This window comes from Gallibacterium trehalosifermentans (assembly GCF_042433055.1).
Classification (GTDB): domain Bacteria; phylum Pseudomonadota; class Gammaproteobacteria; order Enterobacterales; family Pasteurellaceae; genus Gallibacterium; species Gallibacterium trehalosifermentans.
On the sequence record NZ_JBHLWB010000003.1, the window covers coordinates 104,907 to 123,773 of the forward strand.

The 18,867-nt window shown below is 38.4% G+C and carries 18 protein-coding genes and 1 pseudogene; 9 read left to right on the top strand and 10 right to left on the bottom strand.

The annotated features are described in order from the left end of the window. Positions 1–7: 7 nt before the first annotated feature. The 4 genes from ACFFHK_RS03825 to yceD all read right to left on the bottom strand — a co-directional run bounded on the left by ACFFHK_RS03825 (position 8) and on the right by yceD (position 2,778). Complete coding sequence (locus tag ACFFHK_RS03825; RefSeq protein ID WP_382369619.1) at positions 8–958, bottom strand: beta-ketoacyl-ACP synthase III; 951 nt, start codon at positions 956–958, stop codon at positions 8–10. A 74-nt stretch (positions 959–1,032) separates the two neighbouring features. Beyond that, positions 1,033–2,049 carry a phosphate acyltransferase PlsX gene (gene plsX / locus ACFFHK_RS03830; RefSeq protein ID WP_382369622.1) on the bottom strand — a complete coding sequence of 339 codons (1,017 nt, stop codon included), beginning with the start codon at positions 2,047–2,049 and terminating at the stop codon, positions 1,033–1,035. Positions 2,050–2,070: 21 nt separating this feature from the next. Continuing rightward, positions 2,071–2,235, bottom strand: coding sequence for a 50S ribosomal protein L32 (gene rpmF / locus ACFFHK_RS03835; RefSeq protein ID WP_013745784.1), 165 nt, complete (start codon positions 2,233–2,235; stop codon positions 2,071–2,073). Between the two features lie 15 nt (positions 2,236–2,250). Next, on the bottom strand, positions 2,251–2,778 hold the full coding sequence (yceD, locus tag ACFFHK_RS03840; RefSeq protein WP_382369627.1) for a 23S rRNA accumulation protein YceD: 528 nt from the start codon (positions 2,776–2,778) through the stop codon (positions 2,251–2,253). 208 nt (positions 2,779–2,986) lie between these two features. Between yceD and asd the strand changes: the two genes are divergently transcribed. After that, on the top strand, positions 2,987–3,871 hold the full coding sequence (asd, locus tag ACFFHK_RS03845) for an archaetidylserine decarboxylase (protein ID WP_382369630.1): 885 nt from the start codon (positions 2,987–2,989) through the stop codon (positions 3,869–3,871). 24 nt (positions 3,872–3,895) lie between these two features. Then, complete coding sequence (gene bamJ, locus ACFFHK_RS03850; RefSeq protein ID WP_382369633.1) at positions 3,896–4,528, top strand: BamJ family beta-barrel-assembly machinery protein; 633 nt, start codon at positions 3,896–3,898, stop codon at positions 4,526–4,528. A gap of 187 nt (positions 4,529–4,715) precedes the next feature. Here the strand turns inward: bamJ and ACFFHK_RS03855 are convergent. The 3 genes and pseudogenes from ACFFHK_RS03855 to ushA all read right to left on the bottom strand — a co-directional run. Next, positions 4,716–6,888, bottom strand: a pseudogene (locus ACFFHK_RS03855) (Tex family protein); the annotation flags it as partial. A 114-nt stretch (positions 6,889–7,002) separates the two neighbouring features. Further along, positions 7,003–8,289, bottom strand: a complete 1,287-nt coding sequence (locus ACFFHK_RS03860; RefSeq protein ID WP_382369636.1) for an ATP-binding protein — start codon at positions 8,287–8,289, stop codon at positions 7,003–7,005. Between the two features lie 311 nt (positions 8,290–8,600). Next, positions 8,601–10,262 carry a bifunctional UDP-sugar hydrolase/5'-nucleotidase UshA gene (gene ushA, locus ACFFHK_RS03865; RefSeq protein ID WP_382369639.1) on the bottom strand — a complete coding sequence of 554 codons (1,662 nt, stop codon included), beginning with the start codon at positions 10,260–10,262 and terminating at the stop codon, positions 8,601–8,603. Between the two features lie 300 nt (positions 10,263–10,562). Here ushA and rpsP point away from each other — a divergent pair, with 300 nt between their 5' ends. The 4 genes from rpsP to rplS are packed head-to-tail and all read left to right on the top strand — an operon-like array spanning position 10,563 to position 12,534. Next, positions 10,563–10,811: a 30S ribosomal protein S16 gene (gene rpsP / locus ACFFHK_RS03870; RefSeq protein ID WP_382369642.1), complete on the top strand. Its 249-nt coding sequence runs from the start codon at positions 10,563–10,565 to the stop codon at positions 10,809–10,811. A 24-nt stretch (positions 10,812–10,835) separates the two neighbouring features. Further along, the gene (gene rimM, locus ACFFHK_RS03875) at positions 10,836–11,360 is read left to right on the top strand and encodes a ribosome maturation factor RimM (protein WP_382369645.1); all 525 of its coding nucleotides are present in this window, start codon (positions 10,836–10,838) and stop codon (positions 11,358–11,360) included. A 43-nt stretch (positions 11,361–11,403) separates the two neighbouring features. Then, positions 11,404–12,150: a tRNA (guanosine(37)-N1)-methyltransferase TrmD gene (gene trmD, locus ACFFHK_RS03880; RefSeq protein ID WP_382369648.1), complete on the top strand. Its 747-nt coding sequence runs from the start codon at positions 11,404–11,406 to the stop codon at positions 12,148–12,150. A 36-nt stretch (positions 12,151–12,186) separates the two neighbouring features. Then, positions 12,187–12,534, top strand: coding sequence for a 50S ribosomal protein L19 (rplS, locus tag ACFFHK_RS03885; protein WP_382369651.1), 348 nt, complete (start codon positions 12,187–12,189; stop codon positions 12,532–12,534). A 62-nt stretch (positions 12,535–12,596) separates the two neighbouring features. Here the strand turns inward: rplS and dtd are convergent, their stop codons facing one another. From dtd to ACFFHK_RS03900, 3 genes are read right to left on the bottom strand one after another with little or no spacing between them, the layout of a single operon-like run. Continuing rightward, the gene (dtd, locus tag ACFFHK_RS03890) at positions 12,597–13,031 is read right to left on the bottom strand and encodes a D-aminoacyl-tRNA deacylase (protein ID WP_382369654.1); all 435 of its coding nucleotides are present in this window, start codon (positions 13,029–13,031) and stop codon (positions 12,597–12,599) included. After that, positions 13,028–13,939, bottom strand: coding sequence for a virulence factor BrkB family protein (locus ACFFHK_RS03895; protein WP_382369657.1), 912 nt, complete (start codon positions 13,937–13,939; stop codon positions 13,028–13,030). The genes dtd and ACFFHK_RS03895 overlap by 4 nt, the downstream gene beginning before the upstream one ends. Beyond that, positions 13,939–14,529: an anthranilate synthase component II gene (locus tag ACFFHK_RS03900; RefSeq protein WP_382369660.1), complete on the bottom strand. Its 591-nt coding sequence runs from the start codon at positions 14,527–14,529 to the stop codon at positions 13,939–13,941. Before ACFFHK_RS03900 ends, ACFFHK_RS03895 begins: the two co-directional genes overlap by 1 nt. 119 nt (positions 14,530–14,648) lie before the next feature. On the opposite strand from ACFFHK_RS03900, the gene ACFFHK_RS03905 reads away from it, so the two are divergent. The 3 genes from ACFFHK_RS03905 (at position 14,649) to fucK (ending at position 18,862) form a co-directional block, all read left to right on the top strand. Beyond that, entirely contained in the window at positions 14,649–15,398 is a 750-nt protein-coding gene (locus ACFFHK_RS03905) for a DeoR/GlpR family DNA-binding transcription regulator (protein WP_382369663.1), read from the top strand. A 231-nt stretch (positions 15,399–15,629) separates the two neighbouring features. Beyond that, a complete protein-coding gene (fucI, locus tag ACFFHK_RS03910) occupies positions 15,630–17,387 on the top strand; it encodes an L-fucose isomerase (RefSeq protein ID WP_382369666.1) in 1,758 nt (585 codons plus the stop codon). A 59-nt stretch (positions 17,388–17,446) separates the two neighbouring features. Next, positions 17,447–18,862, top strand: a complete 1,416-nt coding sequence (gene fucK, locus ACFFHK_RS03915; RefSeq protein WP_382369669.1) for an L-fuculokinase — start codon at positions 17,447–17,449, stop codon at positions 18,860–18,862. The last annotated feature ends 5 nt before the right edge of the window (positions 18,863–18,867 follow it).

Here is an 18,867-nt window from a genome sequence, read left to right on the forward strand (position 1 = left end):
AAATTCATTAAAAACGAACGAGGGCGGAACCCCAAGTTAAGCCACCGCCAAATGCTTCGAGTAATAATAATTGACCACGTTGAATTCTACCATCTCTGACAGCTTCATCTAGTGCAGTGGGAATACTCGCAGCAGAGGTATTACCATGACGATCCAATGTAATTACCACTTGTGAGAGATCCATATTTAACTTTTTCGCTGTAGCAGAAATAATACGTAAATTTGCTTGGTGTGGTACTAACCAGTCAATTTGTTCTTTTTCTAACTGGTTGGCTGAAAGTGTTTCTTCTACCACATTCGCTAATTCGCGTACGGCAATCTTAAAGATATCATTGCCTTTCATGGTTAAATATTCAGGGTTGTCTGTATTCGGTAAATTGATAGGTAAGGCAAGAATAGTTGAGTCTTTAGCATTTGCGTGTAAATGGGTGGAAATAATGCCCTCTTGCTCAGAAGCTTCAAGAATCACGGCGCCAGCACCATCACCAAAAAGAATAATTGTGCCTCGATCCTGTATATCCAAACGACGAGATAAGAGATCTGAGCCAATTACCAGTGCTTTTTTTACTTTACCAGTACGGATAAATTGATCAGCAACACTTAGCGCATAAACAAATCCAGAACACGCTGCGGCAAGGTCAAAACTAATTGCATCATCAATATTTAACATCTGTTGAATTTGGCAAGCTGCACTAGGAAAGGCGTAAGAACTACTTGCTGTTGCGACGAGAATAAGATCAATATCATTGGCATCAATATTGGCAACCTCTAAACATTGTTTAGCAGCTTCATAGCCCATTGTTGCGACAGTTTCATGTTCTGCAGCAATGCGGCGCTCTTTAATACCAGTGCGTTCAGAGATCCATTCATCAGAGGTATTGACCATTTTTTCAAGGTCGGCATTGGTTCTAATTTGTTTTGGAAGGTAACTACCTGTCGCTAAAATTCTGCTATACATAATTATCTCGTTATATAAAAAATTGTCGGAAATATTATCGTACTTTTGTGGATAATCAAAAAGTTTGTTACTGCTTATGACAAATTCGTAAGGATTTTTTCAGGAATATTGAGTTTTACTTGTAAGATAGCGTGTTCAATCGCATGAGCAAAAGCAAGACTATTTGAACTACCATGACTTTTTACAATGACTGATTGTAAACCTAATAGTGAAGCACCACTGTGTTTATCGGGGTTAAATGATTGTAATTGTTGGTATTTATCTTTTAAGAAATGACGAAGAAGTTGTTGTAACCAAACCGCACACCATTTTGGTTGCGATCTCTCATTATCTTTCAGTAAGTGAATGATATTTTTTGCCGTTCCTTCTAACGTTTTTAAAGCAATATTGCCGTTAAACCCATCAGCGACAATCACATCGGCAATATGATTTAATAACTGATCACCTTCAATAAATCCAACATAATTGAGATCGATTGCTTGTTCAAGTTTTGCTGCGGCTTCACGGATATGTGGTAACCCTTTAATTGCTTCAATCCCAATATTTAATAATGCTACACGTGGATAAACTAAATCCAACATATTTTCTGCAAAAATGGATCCCATTTTAGCAAATTGGCACAACATATCGGTACTAACTTCAGTATTCGCCCCCAGATCAAGCATCACGGTATGTTGACCATTCATAGTTGGAATAAGAGACGTTAATGCTGGACGTTGAATACCTGGAATTGCCTGCAACAAGATTTTGGATAGTCCCATTAACGCGCCAGTATTACCTGCACTCACGCAAGCATCTGCATAATTTTTTTGCACGGCTTCAATCGATAAACGTAAAGATGTTCCTTTACTATAACGTAGTGCTTGGGCAATAGGGGTATCTGAATAAATTTGCCTACTACAATGATGAATGGTAATTCGTTCTGATAATGCGCGATGAGAGGTTGGGAGATAATGCTGAATTTCAGCATGATCGCCAAAAAAAAGAAAACGAAGCGTTGGATAATTTTCCAACACTTGAATTGCTGCTGGGACAGTAATACGGGGACCAAAGTCCCCGCCCATCATATCTAACGCAATGGTTAGACTCAATTTATTACCTTTTGACGAAAATTATTTAATTTTACGACCACGGTAGTAACCATCAGCAGTAACATGATGGCGTAAATGAGTAGCACCAGTTTCTTTATCGATAGAAACTGCAGCGGTAGTTAATGCGTCGTGTGAACGGCGCATATCACGTCTTGAACGAGATTTTTTATTCTGTTGAACAGCCATTGGCTATACTCCTAACTATTTTTGCTTCTTTAAACTAGCTAACACAGCGAACGGGTTTGGTTTTTTTGCCAACTCTTCAGGCAATTCGCCAAAGACCTGTTCAGCCTCGGACACTTCACAGTGTTCTGGTTCATGCATTGGAACCAATGGAAGCGAAAGAAGAAGTTCATCTTCAATCACCCCCAATAAATCTATTTCCCCAAAATCATTAAGCTCGATCGGTTCATAAATTTCAGGTAACACATCAGCCTGATCCATGTTAGACACTGGACTGTAATTAAATGTGCAAGATAAATGATATGGAAAAGGGGTACTGCAACGTTGGCATTCCAACATAACATCAACCCTTGCTGTACCTTGTATTGCAACCAATTTTTGAGGATCAATTGCAAAGGAAAGTTCAGCTTCAACATCATTTAGCACTTGATTAACCGCATCTTTTAAACGAACCAACTGAACTTGAGAATAGTACCCCTCATAGTTCAAACGTCTTTGGGCTGATTTAATCGGATCAACGGTTAATGGTAGCTTTACCTTTTTCATAGGGTGCAAATATTAACGTCAGATACAACAATAGTCAAAGGAATTACCGCTTTTTTATCAAAATAATAAAAAAATTTATTATGGAGAAAAAGAAAAATCCATACGTTGATGGTGATTGAAAATTGCAGAATAGAGATAAGTTGCTATAATCCAGCAGTTCATCTATTTACTGAACTTATTTTTTCATTTTTTATAGAGGAAAATCCCTTTGAACAAGACGATAACCTATTTTGATAAACTTAAAGTGGCGTTCCATTATGTTTTACCACAGCTTTGGGTAACCCGAGCAGCAGGTTGGTTAGCTGAAAAACAATGGGGGGTAGTTACTCATACTATTATTCGCCTTTTCATAAAAAAGTATCGTATTAATATGCAAGAAGCATTGTATTCTGATGTAAAAGACTATGCTTCATTTAATCAATTTTTTATTCGTCCTTTACGTGATGGTGTTAGACCAATTAACCAAGATCCAAATGCACTTTGTTTGCCAGCAGACGGTCGAGTAAGTCAATTAGGTGCGATTGATGAAGGTCGTTTAATTCAAGCGAAAGGTCATTATTTCAGTTTGACAGATCTATTAGCGGGTGATGCTGAGTTAAGTGCAACATTTAAAAATGGACAATTTATTACCACCTATTTGTCGCCAAAAGATTACCATCGTGTCCATATGCCTTGTGCGGGAACGTTGCGGAAGATGATTTATGTGCCAGGTGAACTTTATTCAGTGAATCCATTTTTAGCAGAGCATATCCCGCATCTGTTTTCACGTAATGAGCGTGTGATTTGTTTGTTTGAAACAGAGTTTGGACCAATGGTGCAAATTCTTGTCGGCGCAACCATTACAGCAAGTATGAGTACCGTTTGGGCTGGGGTGATTAATCCTCCGCGTCCTAGCGAAATTCAAACTTGGCATTATCCTGCAAAAGGTGAGTCAGGGGAAATTCATTTGGAAAAAGGGCAAGAAATGGGCGCATTCCGTTTAGGTTCAACAGTGATTAATATTTTTGCTGAGAACCAGGTCGAATTTGCGACTTATTTATATCAAGATACCGCAGTGCGTGTTGGTGAACTATTAGCACATAAGGTCCAATAATTTTTTAACCAGTAAGGAAATTTCATGTCTCAACAATTTTTTGAACAAGTCTCATTAGATAGCGTAGAAGCAAAAGGTAGCTACGGAATTGGATTGCAAATTGGTCAACAATTATTAGCAAGTCAATTAGAGGTTGAAGCGAGTGCTATTGCAAAAGGTATTTTTGATGTATTAAACCAAAATACTCCAGTACTAGATCAACAGCAACTTGCAGAGGCAATTCAACAATTACAACAACGTGTTGAAGAAAAACAACAACTTCTTTTTAAAGAGATTGAAGCAGCAGGTAAAGCCTTTTTAGCTGAAAACCGTCAACACCCAGATGTGGTAGAAACAGAAAGTGGTTTGCAATATCAAATCTTAACTAAAGGGGAAGGCAATATTCCTGCGAAAACGGACAAAGTACGTGTTCACTATACAGGATCATTAATTGATGGCACGGTTTTTGATAGCTCTGTGCAACGTGGTCAGCCAGCCGAGTTCCCTGTAAATGGGGTAATCGCGGGTTGGATTGAAGCATTAAGCATGATGCCAGTTGGATCAAAATGGCGTTTAGTGATTCCTCACAATCTCGCTTATGGTGAGCGTGGTGCGGGTGCCTCAATTCCACCATTCAGCACACTAATTTTTGAAGTGGAATTATTAGATATTCTTTAATATCGTTATTTGAATAAATAAACAAAGGCTGCCATGTGGCAGCCTCTTTTATATAAACTCTACGCTAATCTTTACCGTTTCCAATTCTTCAACGCATCAGCAAAAGCATTACCCATTGCAGATTGTTGATGAGAGGTTGTTCTTTTTACAGGTTTAGCTTTATGTTCAGTAGTAGATTCAGATCGAGTAGCTTGTTCATTTAAACGCATGGTCAACGCAATACGTTTCCGAGCAACGTCAACTTCTAACACTTTCACTTTTACAATATCGCCTGTTTTCACTATGTCATGCGGATTTTCGACAAATTTTTCACTTAATGACGAAATATGCACTAGACCATCTTGATGTACACCAATATCTACAAATGCACCGAAATTGGTAACATTGGTTACGGTTCCCTCTAAGATCATACCCACTTTAAGATCGCTAATTTGTTCTACACCCTCTAAGAACGTTGCTGTTTTGAACTCACCACGCGGATCTCGCCCAGGTTTTTCTAACTCTTTCAAAATATCAGTTACGGTAGGTAGCCCAAAACGCTCATCAGTAAATTGATTTGCATTTAATTGGCGAATAGCAGAGGCATTCCCCATTAATTCTGTTAGCGATTGTGCGGTAACTTGCAGAATTTTTTCCACAACGGGATAGGCTTCAGGGTGAACACTAGACGCATCTAGCGCATTTGTCCCATCAAGAATACGCATAAATCCAGCACATTGTTCGAAAGCTTTTGGTCCTAAGCGAGGAACGTTTTTCAGCTGTTCACGGCTAGCGAAACGTCCATTCTCATCACGATAAGCCACAATATTTTGCGCTAAGGTTTTCGTCATACCCGCCACCCTCGCGAGCAAAGGGGCAGATGCGGTATTTAAATCAACCCCAACAGCATTTACACAATCTTCGACTACTGCATCAAGTTTTCGAGCGAGTTGGCTCTGATTAACATCATGTTGATATTGTCCCACCCCGATAGCTTTTGGCTCAATTTTCACTAATTCAGCCAGTGGATCTTGCAGGCGGCGTGCGATCGATACTGCACCACGTAACGATACATCAAGTTCAGGAAACTCATTTGCTGCAAATTCTGAAGCAGAATAAACAGATGCACCTGCTTCGCTTACGACGACTTTTTGCGCTTGCCAATCTGGTTTTGCTTTTAAAATGTTTGCCACAAAACGCTCGGTTTCCCGTGAAGCTGTACCATTGCCAATCGCAATCAATTCAACTTGATATTTCTTGCCAAGCTGATAAATCGTTGTTGCTGCTTGTGCTTCTTGACCTGTATGCGGATAGATTGTTGCCGTATCGAGGAGTTTCCCAGTGTTATCTACAATCGCGACTTTCACCCCTGTGCGTAATCCAGGATCTAGCCCCATTGTATTTTTAGCACCAGCAGGCGCAGCCATTAATAAAGCAAATAAATTTTTCGCAAATACATCAATCGCTTCCTCTTCGGCGCGTTCACGCAATGCTGCCATTAATTCGGTTTCTAAATGTAAAGCAACTTTGATTTTCCATGTCCAAGACACCACTTGTTGACGCCAACTGTCCGCAGGTTGACCTGTAAATTGTACGTCTAAATGCTGGCGGATAATCTCCTCACAATAACTTACGCTATTTTCTTCTTGAGCAGGATCTGCATTTAGTGCTAGCGTTAAAACACCTTCATTGCGACCACGCAACATTGCTAATGCGCGGTGCGATGGGACATTTTTTAATAATTCGTGGTGATCAAAATAATCACGGAATTTTTCACCCTCATCTTCTTTGCCAGCAATGACTTTCGCCACTAATTCTGCATTATTACTCAGATAGTTACGCACTTTGGCTAATAATTGGGCATCTTCGGCGAAACGTTCCATTAAGATATATCTTGCCCCGTCTAATGCCGCTTTACTGTCAGTGATCCCTTTGTCGGCATTAACATAGTCTTGAGCGACTGTTTCAGGGTGCTGTTGTGGTTCATTCCAAAGCAAATCGGCGAGTGGTTCAAGCCCAGCCTCAATCGCAATTTGTCCACGAGTACGGCGTTTTGGTTTATACGGTAGATACAGATCTTCTAATTCAGTTTTGCTTTGTGTCGTTTCAATCGCTTGACGCAGTTCTTCTGTCAATTTGCCTTGTTCTTCAATCGATTTCAAAATGGTTTGGCGACGATCATCTAATTCACGCAAATAGATTAAGCGAGTTTCAAAATGGCGTAATTGGCTATCATCTAAACCACCCGTAACCTCTTTACGGTAACGAGCAATAAATGGAATCGTATTTCCTTCATCTAACAGCGAAATTGCCGCAAGAATTTGTTTACTCTGAACATTTAGTTCATCAGCAATAATTTGGCTAATAGTTTGATTTAACATAGTTTTACTTCAAAAATAAAAAATCACCGCGCAATTATAGGCGGTGAGGGTGGAAAATGGAAAGAAAGAATTTGGAGCCATTCACTAAATTTAAATTTGCAATAAAAACTTGCTTTATAAAGAAATCCCATATAACGGCACATTTATTAGCCAGTCTTGCTCTCTAAAATCAGACATAGAAAAGCGAAATGCTTGTTCTGGTTGGAATTTGTCCACATAGACCTTTAAACTTTTTGCTTTTAAGTTTTCTTCGGCTTTAACCTCAATCGGAATGACGGCTTGTTTATGTTGTAGTACAAAATCGACTTCAGCAGAACCTTTTTCTGTTGCCCAATAAAATACAGGATTTTCTTGGGTAGCAATAAGTTGTTGCAATACATATTGCTCTGTTAGTGCACCTTTAAATTCAGTAAAAATTCTGCTTCCTTCTAATAATACAGAAGCATCTAAATGACTTTGTGCGGCAAGTAATCCTACGTCTAGACCATACAGTTTAAAAGCATTGTCTTGATAGGCGGAAAGCGGTAAATGAGGCTTTTTAATTCGAGGCACGCTATGCACTAACCCGCTATCTTTTAGCCATTGCAATGCGATTTCATACTCTTTACTTTTAGCGCCTTTTTGTAAGTGTGAATATATGAATTTTTTATTTTCTTTGGCTAATTGTTCAGGAATTGATGCCCAAATCGAACGTACTTTTTGTACTGTTTGTCCATCACGAATATGTTTAGAAAAATCCTGCTCATACGCAAGTAATAAATTGCGTTGTACTTGACGAACTTCCTCAACATTTTGTGTTTCGACAAATACTTTCACAGCTTCGGGCATACCACCGACAAAATAGTATTGACGCAGATAGTCAATATAGGTTGTTTTCATCGCAGAGATTAAAGTCCAATCCCGCATTTCTAATAATTGCGCTAAATCTTGTTTGCCCAATGCAAGCAAAAACTCGTGAAAATCCATAGGGTAAAGCGGTAAAAAATCGACCTTACCAACAGGAAAAGAAACTTGGTGATGCAAAGAGACGCCGAGTAATGAGCCAGCGGCGATAATATAAAATTGCGGTGTATTTTCATAAAAATATTTGAGGGAAGATAATGCTTGCGGTACTTCTTGTACTTCATCAAAAATAATTAGGGTGTTTTCCGCTTGAATATCAACGCCACTTTCAATTTTTAAACCAAAAATTAGTCGATTAATATCATAATCGCCTGAAAATAAGGCTTGCATTCGTGGGTTATTGTCAAAATTGATATATGCCACATTATCAAATGACTGCTCGCCAAAGTGTTTCATTACCCACGTTTTGCCTACTTGTCTTGCTCCTTGAATAATCAATGGTTTACGGTTAGTTTTTTGTTTCCATTTATTCAGAGCTTGTATAATTTTTCGTTGCATAATTCACTCGCTTTTTGTGCTTTTAGATCTATTCTAAAAGGAGAAATTCCTTTTTTTCAAGGGAAATTATGATTTTATATCCTTTTTTTTGATGGAAATTTTATAAATTTTTTCTTTTTTTCTATGGAAAAATAAAGTTCAGTATGATTTTTTGATTATAAAAACACCAAAAATGAGATGGCGGTAATTGAGTTAAGATATAAATTGCTTAATGGAATGAATAATAAAAAATAAACCTACGATCATATACCGTAGGTTTGTTAGTTATTTTACTTAAATGGTGTCTATACTAGACACTTTTCTCCAATCAATTATTCCTTATAAACAATCCCTGAATTGGCTTCAAATTTGTTGATATCAATTGGTGAATTTTCTTGGAAATAGGCTTTTAAACTATCGGCATCAACATAGCCAGTATTAACGTAAGTTGGATTATTCGTTACTACTGGATAACCATCGCCACCAGCAGCACAATAGCTTGGTAAAGAAACCCGATAGGTTTTTTGTAGATCGATTGGCTTACCATGAATTTTTACGTCAGAAATCTGTTTTGCTTTACGATCAACAGTCATAGTAATGCCATAGAATTGTGGATAAGCACCAGAATCAACCTCTTTTAGTGCTACAACATGGAGATAATCAAGTAGGTCTTTACCATTCATTTCAAAGTAACTAATGATATTACCGAATGGTTGTACAGAAAGAATATCTTTATAAGTCACTTTACCAGCTTCAATTGATGTGCGAATACCGCCAGAATTCATAATTCCAATATCGGCTTTAACACGTTCTGCTTGTGAGCGAGCGATAAGTTGCCCTAAATTAGTTTGGTGGAAACGAATAATATCTCGATCACCCTCTAAGCGACCATTCACGCTACCAACTTCTTGATTTAATAATTTATCGCCTTTATCTTGGTAGGTTTGTAAATGAGCTAATAATTTTGGATCAGCTGGGATTTCTTCTTGATATAGCACATACTCACTTGAGCCATCCGCTTTTTTCATTTTATGTTTTAAATTAATCGGAATGAGCTGGTATTTTTCAAGGGTGAGCTTGCCGTTACGGAAACTGAAATCAGCTCGTCCAACATATTTACCCCATTCACCTGCTTGCATAATCCATGTACCATTTTCAAATAGTGGTTGGCAACTATCGCCAGGTTTAAATTTGTCATTAAAACTGCCGTCTGGGTTGATACAAACTGTGTCGTGTGTATGACCACCTACCACAATATCAAATGCACCTTTTGGTAACTCCCGCACCATAGACACATCACCAGGAGCATTTGAACCGTAATTAGCATTATGGTAGTAGCCCATATGTGTTAAGGCGATTTTAATATCGACAGGCTTTTTGTTGTGTTTGAGATCGGCTAATACTTTTCTGGCTGTATCAGTTGGACGTTCAAATTTGACTGCGGAAATAAATTCAGGATTGCCTAGTTTGGCGGTATCTTCTGTACTTAATCCTACCACCGCAATATTTAAATCTTGTTTATGCAAGATGGTGTAAGGCTTCACTAATGGTTTACCTGTTTTTTGATTGAAAATATTAGCAGCAAGAAATGGGAATTTTGCCCATTTTTCTTGCATTTCTAATAATTGCAATGGATTGTCGAATTCATGGTTTCCTAGTGTGAGGGCTTCATAGCCAATCATATTTAATGCATCTAAATCAGGCTTGGCATTTTGTAAATCAGACTCTGGTACTCCAGTATTAAAATCGCCTGCATTTAATAGAATGACAGATCCACCTTGTTGTTTTACTTCTTGGCGAATGCGATCAATTAATGTTTTTTGCGCGGCTAAACCATATTCACCATTTTTATTTGCCCAATAATGGCCATGAATATCATTGGTATGTAGTAGTGTGAAATGATAAGTATGATCTTTTTGGTAGGCATAGCTAAAGGGTGAAACGGCAATAAGAGAAGTTATTGCTGAGAATTTAAGTAGATTCGTTAATTTCATTGATGTTCCTCCATTGAAGTAAATCAGCATATTCTATTCTAAGCAACAAATTCACTTAAAAAAAGAGGAGTTTAATCAATAATATAGTGTGGTCATTCTCAGATATAAGTAACACGAAAGTTTTTGTCGTTACTTAAACTAAAGTAAGGTAATGATTGATTTTTCTGGGAAAAACGGTAAAATTCTACGGCTTTTTGTATCGATTCTTTTTATCCAGTGGATAATTAGCGACAAAAACAACAAACGCCCCTACTTCGAACGGGGTTTTCTTTTTTACTATCAATATTTTAGAGGAAGGTTATGGTAACCATTCGTTTATCTCGTGGCGGAGCTAAAAAACGCCCATTTTATCAAATTGTCGTTGCAGACAGTCGTTGCCCACGCGACGGCCGTTTCATCGAACGTATCGGCTTCTTCAACCCAATCGCTTCTGGTAAAGCAGAGCGTTTACGCATTGACTTAGATCGCGTAAATGACTGGGTTAGTAAAGGTGCATCTTTATCAGATCGTGTTGCATCTTTAGTTAAAGAAGCACAAAAAGCAGCTTAATTTTGTAAGCAATAGGTGGCGAGAATGGAGCAGCAAAAAATCGGTGTCGTAGGTAAACTTGGTTCGACTTATGGTATTCGTGGTTGGTTGCGTGTTTATTCTTCTACCGAATATGCAGAAAGCATTTTTGATTATCAACCATGGTTTTTGAACATTAAAAACCAATGGCAACCTGTAGAAATTGAGAGTTGGCGTCATCATAGTCAAGATTTGATTGTGAAATTAAAAGGGGTTGATGATCGTGAGCACGCACAGACGTTAGCCAATATTGAAATTGGCGTGGATTTGAATCAACTACCTGAATTGGACGAAGGTGATTATTACTGGCATGATTTAATTGGTTGCCAAGTGATCAATCTACAAGGCTATCAATTAGGCAAAGTTACCGAATTGATGGAAACGGGTTCCAACGATGTATTAGTGGTTCAAGCCAATGCAAAAGATGCTTTCAGTAAACAAGAACGGTTAATTCCGTACATTGATACAGTAGTTAAAAGAGTAGATCTCAGCACCAAAATAATTGAGGTGGACTGGGACGCTGGTTTCTAACCTCAGGTAATCCTGTTGGCTTAATGAACATTGAGGTATCCATATGTGGATTGGGGTAATTACACTTTTCCCAGAAATGTTTAAAGCTATTACAGAATTTGGGGTAACAAGTAGAGCCATAAAGCACAATCTTCTGCAGGTAACTTGTTGGAATCCGAGAGATTTCACTCATGATAAGCATAAGACAGTAGATGACCGTCCTTATGGTGGTGGTCCAGGTATGCTGATGATGGTGCAGCCATTGCGAGATGCGATTCAGGCAGCAAGAGCAGAAGCTGGGGCTGGTGTAAAGGTTATTTATCTCTCTCCACAAGGGCGTAAATTAAATCAAGCAGGTGTTGAGCAGCTTGCACAAAATCAGAAAATGATTCTAGTGTGTGGGCGTTATGAAGGCATTGATGAACGCTTGATTGAAACCGAAATTGATGAAGAATGGTCAGTTGGTGATTACGTCTTAACAGGAGGAGAATTACCTGCCATGACGTTGATTGATGCCGTATCACGTTTTGTGCCAGGAGTGTTGGGCAAGCAGGCTTCTGCTGAGGAAGATTCTTTTGCAGAGGGATTACTGGATTGTCCGCACTATACTAGACCTGAAGTGCTTGATGGTATGACTGTACCGCCAGTATTGATGTCTGGCAATCACGAAGAAATTCGTAAGTGGCGATTAAAACAGTCGCTAAAACGAACGTGGTTACGCAGACCTGAGCTATTAGAAAGCCTAGCTCTGACTGACGAACAAAGGTTGCTGTTACAACAGGCTCAACAAGAGCAAAAACAGCAAAAATGATAGATTCAGTTACATCTAGGAATAAAAGGTAATTTTATGAGTAACATTATTAAACAACTTGAACAAGAACAATTAAAACAAGACGTACCTAGCTTCCGTCCAGGGGACACATTAGAAGTTAAAGTATGGGTTGTTGAAGGTAGTAAAAAACGTCTGCAAGCGTTCGAAGGCGTGGTTATTGCAATTCGTAACCGTGGCTTGCATTCAGCATTTACCTTACGTAAAGTGTCTAACGGTGTTGGTGTTGAGCGTGTATTCCAAACTCACTCACCAGTTATCGACAGCATCACTGTGAAACGTAAAGGTGCCGTTCGTAAAGCTAAACTTTACTACTTACGTGAACGTAGTGGTAAGTCTGCACGTATTAAAGAACGTTTAAATTAATTTATACTCAAATAATAAACCCTTGCTTTGGCAAGGGTTTTTTTATGGGAGTAATTGATGATTTATACTTGTAAGCAGAATGTTACTGGACCGTCATTAGTTAATGAAACCTGCATATCTGCTGCGAACTTCCCAGTTTGTACTGGCACGGTTTGGCGGCATTTTTCAATAAAATAGTGATAGAGTTGTTCTGCTAATTCTGGGCTGCCTGAGCGACTAAAACTAGGACGTAAACCCTTTTTAGTATCAGCGGCTAAGGTAAATTGCGAAACCACCAATAACTCACCTTGTACTTGTTGTACATTGAGATTCATCTTGCCATTTTCATCACTAAAAATACGATAATTTAGTACTTTCTCGATTAAGCGATCAGCTTTACTTTGATCATCTTCTTGTTCGACGCCAAGTAGTACTAAAATACCTTGTCCAATTTGCCCAATCATTTGTTGATCAACAACGACATTCGCTTGGGTAACACGTTGAATAAGTGCGATCATCTTTTTTCTCCAGAGAAAGTTTTGGTGATGAGTTTTTGATAAAAAGAATTTAAGTCAATATCTTGTGATTCATCACGATGAATCCGTTGTAAATCATCAAGCACCGCCGTGAGTTGAGCGCCAAGTAAAACAAAAGTCCAACTAAGATGAATCCACAAAATCATAATTGGTAAGGTTGCTAATGCCCCATAAATCAGTTGGTAAGAGGGGAATGCTTGCATATACCAAGTAAAACAGGCTTTGCCTAATGTGAAGAAAATGGCGGCGATTAATGCCCCACAAGCAGCGTGTTTGATGTTGACTTTAGTATTGGGAACAATAGTATAAATACAGGTAAAAGCTAGCCAAGCTAATAAAAATGGAATAAAGCTGAGGAGTTTTAAACCAAAGGGAAGTCCTGTTTTATAGGTAAAAAGGCTGCTTGAAAAAAGATAAGAGCTTACTCCAATACTGGTTGCCATAAAGATAGGACCAAGCGTCAGAATTAGCCAATAAATCGAAAAAGAGTAAAATGCAGGGCGTTTTTTACTATTTGCCCAAATATCATTGAGCGTTGTATCAATCGATTTAATCAACATTAATGCCACAATAATTAACCCAACAATACCGATTGCACTCATCTTTTTGGTATTGGCAATAAACATTCGTATATAGTGTTCAACTGTGCTGCTGACAGAGGGAGCAAAATTGGTAAACATAAATTGCTCAAGATCTTTAATTAGATCATTAAATACAGGAAAAGCGGCAAAAAAGGCAAAAATGACCATAAATAGCGGCACGATTGCTAACATCGTACTATAAGTGAGAAAACCAGCCGCTTGCGAAAGTTTATTTTGTTTAAAACGGAATGCAAAGATTTTAATCAGAATGGTTAAATTCTGTATAAATTTTAGTGCAAGTTTTTGCATTAATTACCTCGAAACAAGTCAGGGCGAATGGCTAGCCAATTACGCAATAGTGTTTCGCCATATTCAGTCATAAAAGATTCTGGGTGAAATTGTACTCCATAAATAGGGAGATGACGATGTTGCATTGCCATAATCACCCCCTCTTCACATTCTGCCGTGATGTCTAATTCTGCAGGAAAATCTTGTTTTGCCACTGCCCAAGAGTGATATAAACCAATTTGGCTTTGTTGTGGAATATTGTGCCATAAAGGTGAGTTTGCCGTTTGATGTAATTGTTTATTTTGCCCGTGGCGAACATCGGTCAAATTATAGAGTGTCGCACCGAAGTATTGACAAAGTGTTTGATGACCAAGACAAACGCCTAATATGCTCATTTGATGTTTTGCTTGCTCAATCAACGAAAATAATTGTGGATAGGCACTTGGGACATCAGGACCTGGAGAGAGTAATAAGTGCGAATAAAGATCTAATTTATCAAAAGGTATCTGTTCGTATTGCACAACCTCAAATGCAGACAAGGGCAATAGTTTACGTAATAAATCGACGAGGTTGTAAGTAAAAGAGTCGTGGTTGTCGATCAGTAATAACATAGAATTTTAACGATCAAGATAAAGAACATTATTTTAATCTTATCTGTGGAGAAAACAAAATAGAGAACTTTGTGTAAAAATTAGATAGTATGAATATATTCCAGTCGAGAGAGCAAAAAATGAAAGATAGACATAATTTAATATTAGATATTCTAAATCAACAGGGTGCAATACGTGTCAATGAGTTAGCGGAAGTGTTAAATGTTTCTGTGGAAACAGTTAGGCGGGATCTCTCTTTATTATCAGATCAGAAGCGTTTATATCGGACTCATGGTGGAGCATTAAGTAAACAAACTAATGATATAGGTAGTTCTTTTCAACTTAGGCAAAAGAATAATGCAGATGCGAAAAAAAGCATTGCCGAACAAGTGATAGAGTATATTTATGAGGGGGCAGTGATAGGACTAGATGCAAGTTCTACTAGCTGGTATGTAGCACAATTATTACCAGATATTCCGTGTTCTGTGGTAACAAATTCTATGCATAATATTACAGCGTTAGTGAATAAACCAAATGTGAAAACGATTGCTACTGGTGGTGTATATTCAGCAAAATATGATGCTTTCTATGGTCCTTTATCTGAATATTTACTTTCACGCTTGCATATACATATTGGCATTTTTTCTTGTGTTGGCGTTGATGATAGCGGTTCTATTTGGGAATCAAATGAATTGAACGCTGCAATTAAACGAAAAATGATGGACGTATCTGGACAAAAATTATTATTAGTTGATCCATCAAAATTTGGTAAACAAAATTTAATTCAATTAGGCAATGTATCGCAAATTGATATGTTATTTACTCAAGGAAAGGTTCCTGAAAAGTTAGAGCAGTATTGTATAAAAAATAATGTAACTATTTTCGGATAAATTGACCGAATTGACCGTTTGTTTTATTTTTTCTCTAAAATCAGTCATATTTTCATCTATTATTGGCTAAAATTTGCCTGTTTTATGTGATTTTCCTCACAAAAATTTATTGAAAATCAAAAAAATCTTTTTACTTTTTCTTCACTGATAGATGATTTTCTTTAGCTAAAAAATGAATTTGAAATCATTTTTCAAGTTTGTGAAATATTTCAATCTAAAGGAGACATCGTTATGCAATCAACAAAAATTAAAATTGGTATTCGTCCTACTATTGATGGTCGCCGTATGGGCGTGCGTGAATCACTGGAAATTCAAACCATGAATATGGCGACCTCGGTAGCGCAGTTATTACAATCGGAGGTTCGGCATACAGATGGGGAGTTTGTAGAGTGTGTGATTGCTGATACCTGTATTGGTGGTGTAGCGGAAGCAGCTGAGTGTGCGGAAAAATTTAAAGCAAATAATGTGGGGCTGGTGATTACGGTTACACCATGCTGGTGCTATGGGTCTGAAACGATTGATATGGATCCGCATATGCCAAAAGCAATTTGGGGATTTAATGGGACAGAAAGACCTGGTGCGGTTTATTTAGCGGCTGCTTTAGCAGGGCATACTCAGATGGGCTTACCTGCTTTTTCTATTTATGGTACTGAAGTTCAAGAGGCGAACGATACAACAATCCCTAGTGATGTGAAAGAAAAATTACTCCGTTTTGCAAAAGCTGGATTAGCGGTTGCTACTATTCGTGGTAAGTCCTATTTATCAATCGGATCAGTGTCAATGGGAATAGCTGGTTCGATTGTAGATCAAGGATTCTTCCAACACTATTTAGGAATGCGCAATGAATATGTTGATATGACAGAAATTAAGCGTCGTTTAGATCGTCAAATTTATGATCCTGAAGAAGTGGAATTAGCGTTATCTTGGGTTAAACAATATTGTAAAGAAGGGGTTGATACCAATAAACCAGAGTTTCAGCGTTCGGCAGCCGAAAAAGAAGAACTTTGGGAAAATGTGGTGAAAATGACGATTATTGCCCGTGATTTAATGGTGGGCAATCCAAAATTAGCTGCATTAAATTTTGGTGAGGAAGCGTTAGGGCATAATGCGATTGCTGCAGGTTTTCAAGGGCAACGTCATTGGACAGATCATTTACCAAATGGCGACTTTATGGAAGCAATCTTGAACTCAACTTATGATTGGAATGGTGTTCGCCCACCATTCATTATGGCGACCGAAAATGATTCGTTAAATGGCGTTACCATGTTGCTCGCTCATCAATTAACAGGACAAGCTCAGATTTTTGCCGATGTACGTACTTACTGGAGTGAAGACTCCGTTGAAAGAGTAACAGGATTCCGCCCAGAGTCTGGTTTTCTACATTTATTAAATTCAGGATCAGCTGCACTCGATGGTACAGGACAACACATTGATAGTAATGGCAATCACTTGATTAAACCTGTTTGGGAAATAACAGAAGAAGATGGTAAACGTTGTGTTGAAAATACACGCTGGTGTGCGGCTGTACATGAATATTTCCGTGGTGGTGGCTTATCTTCACAATTCCTGACCAAAGGTGGATTACCATTCACAATGAGTCGGATTAATTTAGTGAAAGGTTTAGGACCTGTTCTCCAATTAGCAGAGGGGTGGTCGATAACGTTACCTGAGAATGTTCACGAAACATTAAGTAAACGAACAAATGAAACGTGGCCTTGTACTTGGTTTGTACCTCGTCTGACTGGCAAGGGGGCATTTAAAGATGTGTATTCTGTCATGGCGAACTGGGGAGCAAATCATTGTGTAGTAAGTTATGGGCATATCGGTGCAGATTTAATCACGTTGGCATCAATGCTACGTATTCCAGTTTGTATGCATAATGTTGATGAACAAGCTATTTTCCGCCCAAGTGCATGGAATGCCTTTGGACAAGATCCAGAAGGGCAAGATTATCGTTCCTGCCAAAATTTTGGACCTTTATATAAATAATTTTTACCAAGAGTGGCTTCTCAATTTTGTTTGGGAAGCCTTATATAAAGGAGAAAGTTATGGCAACTGTACTTATTTTAGATTGTGGTGCGACAAATGTACGCGCGATTGCAATGGATCATCAAGGGCATATTCTTGCATCACATCATCAATCTAACCAAACACTTGTCGATCCACAAAATTCACATTATCAGCTTTGGGATTTTGCACAAATTATGCAAAAACTATTTCATTGTAGTAAGCAGGTAATTGAACAACTGAATCAGCAGGAGATCATAATAGAGGCGATTGGTGTAACGACATTTGGGGTAGATGGTGCGCCATTTATTGGTGGTGAGCAGTGTTATCCAGTGATTTCTTGGAAATGTCCTAGAACAATTCCTATTATGCAAAATCTTGCAACAGAGTTTGATGTTCAACAACTGTATCAACGGAATGGTATTGGGCAATATAGTTTTAATACTTTATATAAATTACGTTGGTTACAACAGCATGAACCCTCTCTTTATGCAAAAATCGAAAAGTTTGTCTTTATTTCATCAATGTTGACCTACCACTTAACTGGGGTAATGACCACTGATCGCACGATGGCTGGGACATCAATGATGACCAGTTTACAAACAGAGCAGTGGGATCCAACAACGTTATCACTTCTTGACTTAACACCTGAACAATTCCCGCCTATTGTCCAAGCAGGTGAACAAATCGGAACGTTATTACCTGAAATTGCCAAAGAATTAGGGTTGTTGGCAGGTATTCCTGTGATTTCTTGTGGTCATGATACGCAATTTGCCATTTTGGGTTCAGGGGCGGGGTTAAATCAACCTGTTCTGAGTTCTGGAACTTGGGAAATCTTAATGGCGAGAACGCAGCAAGCGATGGTAGAACAGGACTATCAAAAGCAAGGTTTAACGACGGAATTTGATGCCGTAGCAGGCGTTTTTAATCCTGCCGTCCAATGGGTGGGATCTGGTATTTTAGAGTGGATTGGGCAGTTACTCTTCAGTGATTGTTATCACAAACCTGAATATTACCAAACGATGATTAGAGAAGCGATGGCTGTGAATGTTGAAACGAGCCAAGCGTTACTCCAAGGAGAATTTACTTTTAATGATCAACAATTTGGATTAGGGCAATTTTCAGGATTATCGATTCATACCACGAGAGGCGAGCTATATCGAGCCGCACTTGTTTATATGGCAAAAAAATTAAAATCTGGTTTAGCACTATTACAACAAGTGGGTGATTTCAAAGCAGAAAAATTAATCTGTGTTGGTGGTGGTTCAAAAAATACATTCTGGAATCAATTACGTGCCAATGAAATTGGAATACCTATTGATGTAGTACAAGTTGCTGAAGCGACAGCATTAGGTGCTGCAATGACAGTGTTTACTGGAATTGGTGTTTATAGTGATCTTCAGGTGGCACAACACGCAATGCAAGCGACGTGTAAGCGTGTCATGCCACAGAGTTAATACAA

Bases quoted from the DNA above. Each gene is read 5' to 3' on its own strand.
- ACFFHK_RS03825 (WP_382369619.1), bottom strand. From the start codon at position 958: ATGTATAGCAGAATTTTAGCGACAGGTAGTTACCTTCCAAAACAAATT.
- rpmF (WP_013745784.1), bottom strand. From the start codon at position 2,235: ATGGCTGTTCAACAGAATAAAAAATCTCGTTCAAGACGTGATATGCGC.
- yceD (WP_382369627.1), bottom strand. From the start codon at position 2,778: ATGAAAAAGGTAAAGCTACCATTAACCGTTGATCCGATTAAATCAGCC.
- bamJ (WP_382369633.1), top strand. From the start codon at position 3,896: ATGTCTCAACAATTTTTTGAACAAGTCTCATTAGATAGCGTAGAAGCA.
- ACFFHK_RS03860 (WP_382369636.1), bottom strand. From the start codon at position 8,289: ATGCAACGAAAAATTATACAAGCTCTGAATAAATGGAAACAAAAAACT.
- ushA (WP_382369639.1), bottom strand. From the start codon at position 10,262: ATGAAATTAACGAATCTACTTAAATTCTCAGCAATAACTTCTCTTATT.
- rpsP (WP_382369642.1), top strand. From the start codon at position 10,563: ATGGTAACCATTCGTTTATCTCGTGGCGGAGCTAAAAAACGCCCATTT.
- rimM (WP_382369645.1), top strand. From the start codon at position 10,836: ATGGAGCAGCAAAAAATCGGTGTCGTAGGTAAACTTGGTTCGACTTAT.
- trmD (WP_382369648.1), top strand. From the start codon at position 11,404: ATGTGGATTGGGGTAATTACACTTTTCCCAGAAATGTTTAAAGCTATT.
- rplS (WP_382369651.1), top strand. From the start codon at position 12,187: ATGAGTAACATTATTAAACAACTTGAACAAGAACAATTAAAACAAGAC.
- dtd (WP_382369654.1), bottom strand. From the start codon at position 13,031: ATGATCGCACTTATTCAACGTGTTACCCAAGCGAATGTCGTTGTTGAT.
- ACFFHK_RS03895 (WP_382369657.1), bottom strand. From the start codon at position 13,939: ATGCAAAAACTTGCACTAAAATTTATACAGAATTTAACCATTCTGATT.
- ACFFHK_RS03900 (WP_382369660.1), bottom strand. From the start codon at position 14,529: ATGTTATTACTGATCGACAACCACGACTCTTTTACTTACAACCTCGTC.
- ACFFHK_RS03905 (WP_382369663.1), top strand. From the start codon at position 14,649: ATGAAAGATAGACATAATTTAATATTAGATATTCTAAATCAACAGGGT.
- fucI (WP_382369666.1), top strand. From the start codon at position 15,630: ATGCAATCAACAAAAATTAAAATTGGTATTCGTCCTACTATTGATGGT.
- fucK (WP_382369669.1), top strand. From the start codon at position 17,447: ATGGCAACTGTACTTATTTTAGATTGTGGTGCGACAAATGTACGCGCG.